Origin of the sequence: Bacteroides sp. LFL-34, assembly GCF_027257075.1 — a bacterium.
Classification (GTDB): Bacteria; Bacteroidota; Bacteroidia; order Bacteroidales; family Bacteroidaceae; genus Bacteroides; species Bacteroides ovatus.
Genome location: NZ_JAPQKZ010000064.1, coordinates 19,313 through 28,901 on the forward strand (window position 1 = coordinate 19,313; position 9,589 = coordinate 28,901).

Sequence of the window (9,589 nt, forward strand, 5' to 3'; positions counted from 1 at the left end):
TAATACTGATTAGTTTGCCGGAACAATGCTTACCTGCTTTCCAAAGAAGGAGTCGCAGACACCATATACATGCTTGATAGAGCAATCATACTCGGAGCGTTCATTGTCAAGTCGCAGGCGGAAACCGTAGCCGTCCTTGCGTGCCTTATCCAGTCGGATTCTTACATCGCTCTTGAGTTCCATCTCTATCAGACTGCCACCGCCATACATCGAGCTGAACAGCCCGCAGGTATTACCTTTGGGAATGATGACCTCCTTTATTTTGAAGTCGGCATCGTAGAGGTCTCTGAGGTTTACAAGCCCTATGTAGGTAAGTAGGTTGGCTCCACAGCAGGAGTTCTCCAACTCCCGGCAGAAATCCTCGTAGGATACCTGCTCCTTGCCGTCACGATACTTCTTGTTCGGGAATCTGCCATATACGGTGTAGCCTTTCTCGGTCAATGCTTTCTTTACCTTTGCAGGGTTGAGGCGAAGAGTATCTATCATATCCCCGAAGTAACTCTCCTTGTATCGGAAGCCACCTTGCGACTCCAACCAGCAGGAGTTGATGCAGTCGTAGTTGGATAGCATCTCCACCCGTACAGGAATATCTCTGGTGTTCTTGATAAGGTCGTTTACCGTTGTGGAGTCGTCACGCTCGCGTATCTCATCCCTTATCTCATCGTCGTGTTCCTCAAAGAAGGCTTCAACCTCTTCCTCCTCGAAGTCGTGGAAGTCGATGCAGTGGCTTTCCAGTTCTTTGATAATCTCCTGTGTCGCCTGCTCCTCGGCATCCTCATACCAATCCTCAACCTTTGACCACAGATCTTCGCAGCCTTGCTTTTCAAGGCATTGTTGCAAGAGGTCTCTGCTCTCATCAAAACTTTCCCGATAGTCCACCCATACGAGGGTATACTTCTCGTCCATTATGCTTTCGATGAACTCCATTGTGAGTGTTTTCTTTGCTTCGTTCATTTGTCGTTACCTGTGTACGGCAGGATTCTGTTTCCCGTACATATGTCTATAAATGTGAAGAGCGACCTTGTGGCCGCCCTTCGGTTACTCTTTACCGTTGAATATCTCTTCGTATCTCTCTTTCTCCATCTCCGTTTCACCCTTGAAACTGAAATGTGCCGTATATCGGTATCCTGTTCGGGGACTGCCACCGAACTTCCGGATTGCCATATCTATCTCCCAATCCACTTCGCCTATGCCGAGTGATATGCGGTCATAGTGCAGCAGGTGGTGAGCCAGTCGCAGTGCAGAGTCGGTCTTTCTCTCTTGCCTCAGATGGTCGAAGGCTCGTATCGCTATCTCTCTGTTGGATGCCTTGATTGTCGTTTCCATATTCTTTGATGGTTAGTTGAACACTCGCTCATCGTTCTCTTTATCCTTTGCTGCAAGCATACAGAACGGCATATCCAATATGCGATGTGAGAAGCACATATCGGAGTTGTAGTCCGTGCGTTGCCACAGCGTGAACCTCTCATCGGCAAACGACCATCGGAAATATCCCGACAGTGAGCCGAACTGAGGGTTTACATTCCTTGCTATGAGATACCTGTTCACATCCATAATGTGCTTTGCTATGAGTATAATGTTTAGTATCTCCACAAATGCCAACTGCGAGTATGGGTCAATCGGCATTACCGGTCCTTTGAAACTGATTTCCATATATCCTTTATTTTTAGTTGTAGTTATCATCGAATATCTCATACTGAAGAGGAAGCATATCGCAGAAGTTGCCCGATATGCCCGTATATACCAGAGCATCGTCGGCGATGTCGGCAAGTTCCTCTTCGGTCTCTTGTATGGTGTTACCGTATATATCCTGATAGTGCGATACCATCATATGCGGATCATCGGTTGTGATGTCATATCCGAAGTGTTCGCTCCATGTGACGAAATACTCCCTTTCGTTCTCATCGAGCCTTTCCATGGCATCGCGTATCTCAAAGAAGTTGGGACATATCCATTCACGCCTTATCAAGTAGTCGGGTACGTTCTCCCATCTGGTATATCTGTACTCTGGTTCCTCTTCTTCGGGAAAGAGGTCGGAGCAGGCACAGAGAAACTCTCCCATATCGCTATAGTCGGACATCTGTACCCAGTAGTCCTTGTACTCTTTCCCGTCCAGGATGTGCTGCGTGGTTACGGCAACTTCGGCATTGCTTAAATCCATATTTTCCATAGACTTTCTGTTTAACTTGTTACTCGCTGGCTTCCCCAGCTGATATGTATCTTACCCTCGCTGTCCGTAGAGCGTATCAGCAGACTGTCGATGACCGACATTGTGATGTCGAACTCCTCGAATATCTCCGACTGCTCCTTTACCTCACCCGTCTTGATGAACTCGTTGAGACGTTCTTTGGTCAGTACCAATGCCATCAGGTTCTGCTCCACGGAGTCCTCATAGGTGACATAATGCACATCCTTCATCTCCTTGGAGTCGAGGCGTATGAAGCGGAAGTAGAACTGCTCCATCTTGGGTATGTTCCATTGCAGCGACTCCAGTATCACATCATTGCAGGTAGGTATGTTTACCGAACTGCTCAGGCTCTGCTGCGTGCATATCAGTATGCCGTTGATGGTGGAGTCGAACTCCGTCACTATGCTTTGACGCTTCTTGAACGCCACATCTCCCTTTACGACATATATCGGTCTGTCGGGGAAGCGTTCGCTGATATACTTCTCGTAGAGGTCAAAGGCGGCAAGGGTGGTACAGCCGATGGCTACCTTGCCAGGTATCTTGCGTATCAATGATTCTATGTATCGTGTCTTGCTCGGATAGTCATCACCGTAGTATCCCGATATGAGGTGTGGTACCGAACAAGCCTTGATAAGCAGTTTTATCTGTCGCATAAGCCTCAGTCCTGCATCCTTCTTCGTATCACCCGTGCTGTTGTAGTAGAGTTCACAGATACGGCAGAACTCCTCGATGATGACACGATAGACCTCGTGCTCACCCTCTGACGGGCTTACGGTGTGTGTCCGTATCTTGTATTTCTCGCCTGCGAAGTCTCGGAACTTACGGGTGATGATGGTCTTTCCTATGAGGTCGAAAAGTTCCTCCTTGTTATAGACATCCTGATTCTGCTTCTCTATGCCGAATACCGTTGCTTTGCCCGGACAGTGGCAGGCACGAAACAGCACATGACCTCTGAACGCAGGGAACGGCTCTCCGCAGTGGAGGTTCCTTTCACACTCTATCTCCTTATCTCGGTTCTCGTGGTAGATGTTATCGCACCAGCAGGTCATATTGACCGAGTTGTTATAGAGTAACTCAAACTGGCTGTATAGCTCTGCGATATTGTTACGGGTGGTTGTTCCCGTATCGAGAATCTTGTATTTGAGCCTGCGGAACACTGCCAGGATATGCTTTGTGCGTTGTGATGATGGGTTGGTAATCTCGTCCGACTCATCAAATACAAGGCATAGTTTCCTTGACGATAGTTTCACAAACCGCATAAGGTCGCGTTTGAGCTTGCCGACCATATAGGTAGATAATAACAGGAAGATACCTCTCGGCACATCTTCGAGATCCTTGTATGTGCGTATCACTCTGTATCGCTCCTTGTTGATTGCGAGGAATGGAGTCCATGTCATATTGGTGGCAATGGCAGGGGCAAGTATCACCACATTGCGTACCTTGCCATATTTGAGCAGATATTTGGCTCTGTGATATACAGCTGCGGTCTTGCCTGAGCCTTGCTGCCAGTTGAGAAGAGCGTATCGCTTCTGAAGCACAAGGTTCAGGTCGTGTTTCTGCAACTGCGTGAACTCGCACACCTCGCCATCTTTGTTTACGAAGGTGGCATTGTCGAGATACTCGGCAAGGGCATCGTCCGTTTCCATCTCCGAGAATGGTTGATTCTGTATATCGTAGAGCCAACGCTTGCGGCGGATAAGCCTCTTGGCGATGCGTATCTGTCGCAGATTCTCTTCTGTTGCTATCTCCGGCATAGGTAGTACGGTGCTATCCAATATGAGGTCATTGATGCTTGCCGCCTTATGCTCCACCTTGTCGAGTAGTCGTGGTGCATACTGCTTGAGCTTGAAGCCGTAGGAGGTCTTTACCAATGCCACCTCCTTGCGTGGAACGACATTCTGCGAGGTGATATACTTGCGTATGGTGGCCAGCACTTTGGCAGTGGTCAGCTTCTTGCGTTCCCACTCCTTCATCTGCTCGTTGGTGGCATTTTCGGGTGGCTTCTGGTTACGGAACTTGGTAACAAGTGCCACAGCCTTGTCAATATGCTTGTTGAGCCTTGCGTGAGCCTTCAACTCATACATGTACTTGGCGAGCTTGTACTCGAAGTGCTCTAACTCCTCCTTGTCTATGCGGTTGGTCTCACGCATAAGGTCAAGACGCAGGCGGTGCTTCATCTCACGGGCTTTTTTCACTCTCTCCTTGAGTTCTGCCATAGAGACGAACTCCTCGGCATTGTAGGGATTCATCTCTATATGCTGTGAGCGACGCAGGAAGACCATTATCTTGGTGTTGAAATTATCTACACCTACCGATGTGAAGGCGTGAGGTGCCAACCTTGTTTGTCCGATGAAGGAGAAGTCCTCGTTCACTCTTCCTACACGGCTCTTCTCCCAGAACTCGTTCTGCATAAAGGAGACTGGAACGATAATCATCAGGAATCCCGCGGGATTGAGTAGATGGTATGCTTTGTCGATGTAATACTCCTGTGAGATTCGGAAGTCGAACTTCAGATTGAACGGAGGATTACCTATGATGGCATCAAAGCGTTGCTCGGAGTGGTACTGCTGTATGTCGCACTTCTCAATATGTGCATCGGGATAGAGATACCTCGCCACTGCCACAGCCTTGCTGTCTATGTCAAAGCCGTAGGCGTTGTGTTGGTTTGGCAGATGGTTGAAGAAGTTACCCATACCGCAACACATATCGAGAATCATCTCCGATGATGTGGGAGAGAGTACATCTACCATATCCCGACATACCTCGTGCGGTGTGAAGAACTGTCCCATCTCGAACTCCTTCTTTGCCTCGGCATACTCGTGGTAGCTGGCGAAGTCCGACTGCTTGAGGTTGTGCAGTCCTCCGATACCTGTATAGCAGTTGTATATACTCTCCGCAGGAATCATATCCTTACCGGAGTTGATGGCAAAGAGAATCTTCTCGTTGATCTCTGCACGCTTGCCTTGCGGTATCTGTTGTGGTATGATGGCATACATGGCTGTAATGATTGAAGTGGATAAAAACGAAAGACACCCCGCAGGCAGTACCTACGGAGTGTCATACATATCGTGTGGTCATCAGTTCTCGTCTCTTAGTTTGATTTCATTTAGTCGCAGTCGCTTGAAACAACTCTCTGCTGTTGCGTTGTCCTTGAACTTGACATCGATACGGGTGTTTCCATAAAATTTAAGACTTACAGCATTGGTCGTTGTCAGGTCGTACCATCTGGATATATCTACATTGCGTGTATCAAGACCGATAATCATCTCGATACTTCCGCAAAGTACATCGTCTGCACCAAAGGCAATACCTTCGCAGAAGCGGCTAACCTTACGGTCTGTTTCATATGAGAGCCTATAATCCTTATAACACTCGTAATGGAAAGAGTCCCAAGTGACAATATCGGGGAAGATGATCTTGTCCTTCTTAAGTTCTGGCTTCACCTTGCTCCAATTAGATGGTCTGACTGTTTCAAGGAATCGCTTGATAAGTTCTTCCTCGGCAGTATCTCGGAAACTCTTGCCGCCGAGATGTTCGATAACCACATCTACATAGGTGTTATATACAGGTCGGAAGTCTATCGGAAGAGTCTTCTCATCAATCTTTGGTGCTTCAACAGAGACGCTGTAGGTGTTGTTGAAATAGCCGATGATGCGACTGATGAAGTTCCTGATAGCGTTATGACGACTATCCACCAACTCATTGATGTTCTTGAAAGGAGTAAACTCGTGATGGGTATAATCCTTCTCATCGTTATTGTACCGATAGTGGAGGTCATAGCTGCTTGTGGTAATCTTACCGTTCGGCTCGTGCTTGAGTTTGATTTTACCCTCATATTTTTCGGCTTCTCTCTTGAAGATGTTGTACCACCAGGCAATCTGGTCGAGCGTCTTGTAAAGCTCGTCCTGCTGATTCTGGCAATAGATACGGTCTTGTTCCGTAATCTTCTCTTCGTTTCTCACTTGTACCTTCAAGATACCTGATAGCAGGTCGGTGTGACCTGTTGCTTGACTGTTGTTTAATACTGCTTGTGACATAACATTATATATTTTTTGTTAGTCCGGCTATTCGGGGCCGGAGTTCCCAAACTACAGGCTCTAAAAGGTCGTGTTCTCGTCAGGCAAGGTTGTGTGGAAAAATACAGAAAGCCCCACGGGGCGAGGATGATTTTTCCACGACACCCGCAGGGCTTGACCTTGCTTGGACGAAAAGAACACGAGTTACCTTTGCCTGTGGTTTGGTGAACTCGGCTACGAATCTGTTATGTCATTATCTTTATCACATAGATAGTTTTTAAGGTACGGATTCTTATAATTGGAGAAAAAATCGTATCTTTGCACTTAGAAAAGAGTTATTTGAAAAGCATGAGGAATATAGTGTAATAAAACAAGTTAGCAATTTCTTATCCATTGCCCATTCTCATGCAAGTTCTTCTTAATGGTTTGATACTCAAAGAATCTTAATCAAACTACATCAAATATACAAAAAAAGAACCAGTTCTAAAATATAACTGACGTAAAAGATTACTTTCGTGTTATTATAATATCATCAAAGCAGAGTTCCAATGACTGATTATCGGGTTTATACTCTGTCCAATCTTTCGGATCGCCACTTTCGTTGTCTATCATTAAATGATAATAAGAGAAGCCAGAGCGTGGATCAGGCAATCTATGAATCTTATAGCTCCCTACAGTTGCCAACTCATTATCTTCAACGACTTTCAGCCAGCCTAAAGCCTTGTCTAACTGTTGAAGATGAGATAACTTATCCTGCTCGCCTTGTTTTAAAGCGTCAACTGTTTTTGTTCTTTCGTTTTGTAATAACTCTATTATATCTTTCATGCTTTCCACTCGGTTAGTATTGAATTAAAATCTTCAAGCATCAAGTCGAAGTCATATTCCAGCTTCTTCTTTTTTAGCTTGTCAGTTACGTGGTTTAAAGCAAACAGAATATATTCACTTAGCTTTAACTTCTGTTCGGGATGACTTAATTCACTGAATTCTTTTTCAAGGTTTAGTCCGATTCTAATTTTCCCGGTATCTGCCCTGAATGGTCCAAATTCAAAACGATTGCGAAGGAAATATCCATTCTTCTCTATTTCTTGCCTGGTAAACATAGTGAGCAGTGTCCGATAGAAATCTTTTTGTTTCAATTTCAACTTTTCATCGGCTATGATATAGTTTGTTTTACAATGGTCGTGGTCATAATAACTATACGAACAATTAATTATAATTCGATTAATAGCACGTCCGTATATTTCGGGGCGCATCCTTCTATCCAACTCCGGTTTCAGTTCTTTGTCAACGCTCTCGATTACTACCTTGGAGTTTTCATAGCAGTTACCAATTGTCCGCTTTATCCAAACCGGATTTTTAGGAATCCAGTTTCTCTGGCTTTCAAGCCTTATATCCTGTATATCTTCCTTTATCCCATATTCCCAAAATACGGATTGCTTTTGATTCGGGTCGTCAGGACTGAAACAATAACTTGTCCTTCCCTGCTCCATAGTAAAACCGTTGACTCTTTTCGACCAAATGGCATCGACAAAACGAGTTTCTCCAAATTTATTTTGAAAACAAGTCGCGGGATTTCCATTAAAGAATTGTCCTCTCAATGCTTCGACGGGTTCGTGATTTCCCCAGCCGATAATAGCCAGACTCTCGCAAAGGCGAACGGCTTTATTCCATTCTCCGGCATTTTCATAATCCGCATATTTTAGAAACTCGGCAAACAAGCGTTCGCGCAACTGTTCTACGTCTGATTGGGACTGCAAAAATTCTTCCAGTTCTTTTAAGTCTTCTATTTCAAAAATTTCCTCCATCCTTTTTCTTTTTAGTTCCGACTAAATGATTAAAATCATCGTTGAACACCCACACTTCAGAATGAAATGTAACGATTTGGCGACAATCAAGCTGCATTGATGTTCTAGGATTTGCATACCGTCAAACAACTCGCATTTTCATAATACGTATTTATAGTAAACTGTTATCAATTGTTGTTTACCTCATCATCAAACCATTTGTAGTCTATAACCGGATATGTATTATAAACACTATCTATATAGAGACGATTCGATAAAATTCTTTCATCTCCATAATATATTGTCCACTTGGCAATATGTTTTTCCTTATCCGACCATTCAAATTTATAATGATTCCCGACTGGGAAGAAATATTCTTCATCAGCCAATTTTTGAACACTATTACATGTATCAATAATCGGCATTTCACTATAAGTAATCCAGATTATAGAATCTCCTTTGAGGACTATTTTTTGAGGAGTTTTAAAATTATCATCTTCTAAATCAGGATAATTATAAACGACATATCCGCTATCCGTTTCTGTCAATTCCATCCACGTTGTTTCATAAACTTTTTTAGGCGTTTCCTGCTTAGATTGTATAGAGCAAGATATTATGCACACAGCAACTAATAATAACTTTACTATATTCTTCATATTCCTTTTTATAGTCTATTTTAAGAGAATACTATGTTTATCCAACAACTTTAGATTTTGTTGTGCCTGAATTACATAATCGTCATCGGCTCGCCCTTGCAAAATCACGGTCATGAAATCATTATATGCCTCTTGCTCTTTGCCGGCTTTCCAATAGACATAAGCACGCCAGAAGTAACTGCATACTACTTCATATTTCTGATCAATACAATAATTCAAATCACTATATGCTTTATTAATGCTATCCACATACCAATAGGCAATACCTCTTTGCAAACAAATTTCTTCCAACGCAACATCTTTAGGATCTATTTTATCATAAAATATCACTTGGGCGCATCCGTACACTTCTCGCTTTATTCTTTCTGCTGCATTAAAGTCGTCAATTGCACTTTGATAATTGTTCAATTCTAAGTTTGCGTTTCCTCTGTTAAGCCAAGCCATTATATATGTAGAATCTTGTCTTATAACATAACAATAGTCTTTTATAGCTTCAGAATATTGTTTTAACGCAAACTTATCGGCTCCTCTGTTTATATAGGCAGGTAGATAAGTCGGGTCATTTTGAATTAATTTATTCCAGACTACAATTGCTTCATGATACTTCTTCTGATTATCAAGACTTACTGCTTCATCAAATAATTTGTTTGTCCTAGAACAAGATAGAAACAACAATGCTATTACAATAATTATACAATTATGTCTTTTCATAATCCGAATTCTGATTTATATCCATTACGATTCTTTGTCTAATGTCTTACGCTTGATTTTTCAATTCATTCTTTCTCTTTTTCCACAACTGCCACGAATTAATAATATTCTGCCACATATTATATATTGATTAGCATATATAATTGATTATCAGGAAAGAAGCCCACCTATTACTAACAGTGGGTAACAAAATAGTAACAAAAAAAACGAAGAAATTCGCTTTGTGGTGGGCTT

At 43.4% G+C, this 9,589-nt stretch carries 10 protein-coding genes; all 10 read right to left on the reverse strand.

Annotated elements, in window-relative coordinates:
* Positions 1 to 9: 9 nt before the first annotated feature.
* Positions 10 to 954, reverse strand: coding sequence for a hypothetical protein (locus N5O98_RS24790; RefSeq protein WP_007833974.1), 945 nt, complete (start codon positions 952 to 954; stop codon positions 10 to 12).
* Between the two features lie 84 nt (positions 955 to 1,038).
* The gene (locus N5O98_RS24795; RefSeq protein WP_007833973.1) at positions 1,039 to 1,326 is read right to left on the reverse strand and encodes a hypothetical protein; all 288 of its coding nucleotides are present in this window, start codon (positions 1,324 to 1,326) and stop codon (positions 1,039 to 1,041) included.
* Between the two features lie 12 nt (positions 1,327 to 1,338).
* Entirely contained in the window at positions 1,339 to 1,653 is a 315-nt protein-coding gene (locus N5O98_RS24800) for a hypothetical protein (RefSeq protein WP_005794123.1), read from the reverse strand.
* 13 nt (positions 1,654 to 1,666) lie between these two features.
* Positions 1,667 to 2,170, reverse strand: a complete 504-nt coding sequence (locus tag N5O98_RS24805; RefSeq protein ID WP_007833971.1) for a hypothetical protein — start codon at positions 2,168 to 2,170, stop codon at positions 1,667 to 1,669.
* A gap of 11 nt (positions 2,171 to 2,181) precedes the next feature.
* Positions 2,182 to 5,184, reverse strand: coding sequence for an N-6 DNA methylase (locus N5O98_RS24810; protein WP_007833970.1), 3,003 nt, complete (start codon positions 5,182 to 5,184; stop codon positions 2,182 to 2,184).
* Positions 5,185 to 5,265: 81 nt separating this feature from the next.
* Positions 5,266 to 6,225 (reverse strand): hypothetical protein, encoded by a 960-nt coding sequence (locus N5O98_RS24815; RefSeq protein WP_007833969.1) that lies wholly within the window; start codon positions 6,223 to 6,225, stop codon positions 5,266 to 5,268.
* 486 nt (positions 6,226 to 6,711) lie between these two features.
* Complete coding sequence (locus tag N5O98_RS24820; protein WP_004316788.1) at positions 6,712 to 7,029, reverse strand: hypothetical protein; 318 nt, start codon at positions 7,027 to 7,029, stop codon at positions 6,712 to 6,714.
* On the reverse strand, positions 7,026 to 8,009 hold the full coding sequence (locus N5O98_RS24825) for a hypothetical protein (RefSeq protein ID WP_022199228.1): 984 nt from the start codon (positions 8,007 to 8,009) through the stop codon (positions 7,026 to 7,028). Before N5O98_RS24825 ends, N5O98_RS24820 begins: the two co-directional genes overlap by 4 nt.
* A 167-nt stretch (positions 8,010 to 8,176) precedes the next feature.
* Entirely contained in the window at positions 8,177 to 8,644 is a 468-nt protein-coding gene (locus tag N5O98_RS24830; RefSeq protein ID WP_022199226.1) for a hypothetical protein, read from the reverse strand.
* A gap of 15 nt (positions 8,645 to 8,659) precedes the next feature.
* Positions 8,660 to 9,355, reverse strand: a complete 696-nt coding sequence (locus N5O98_RS24835; RefSeq protein ID WP_022199225.1) for a tetratricopeptide repeat protein — start codon at positions 9,353 to 9,355, stop codon at positions 8,660 to 8,662.
* Between the last annotated feature and the right edge of the window lie 234 nt (positions 9,356 to 9,589).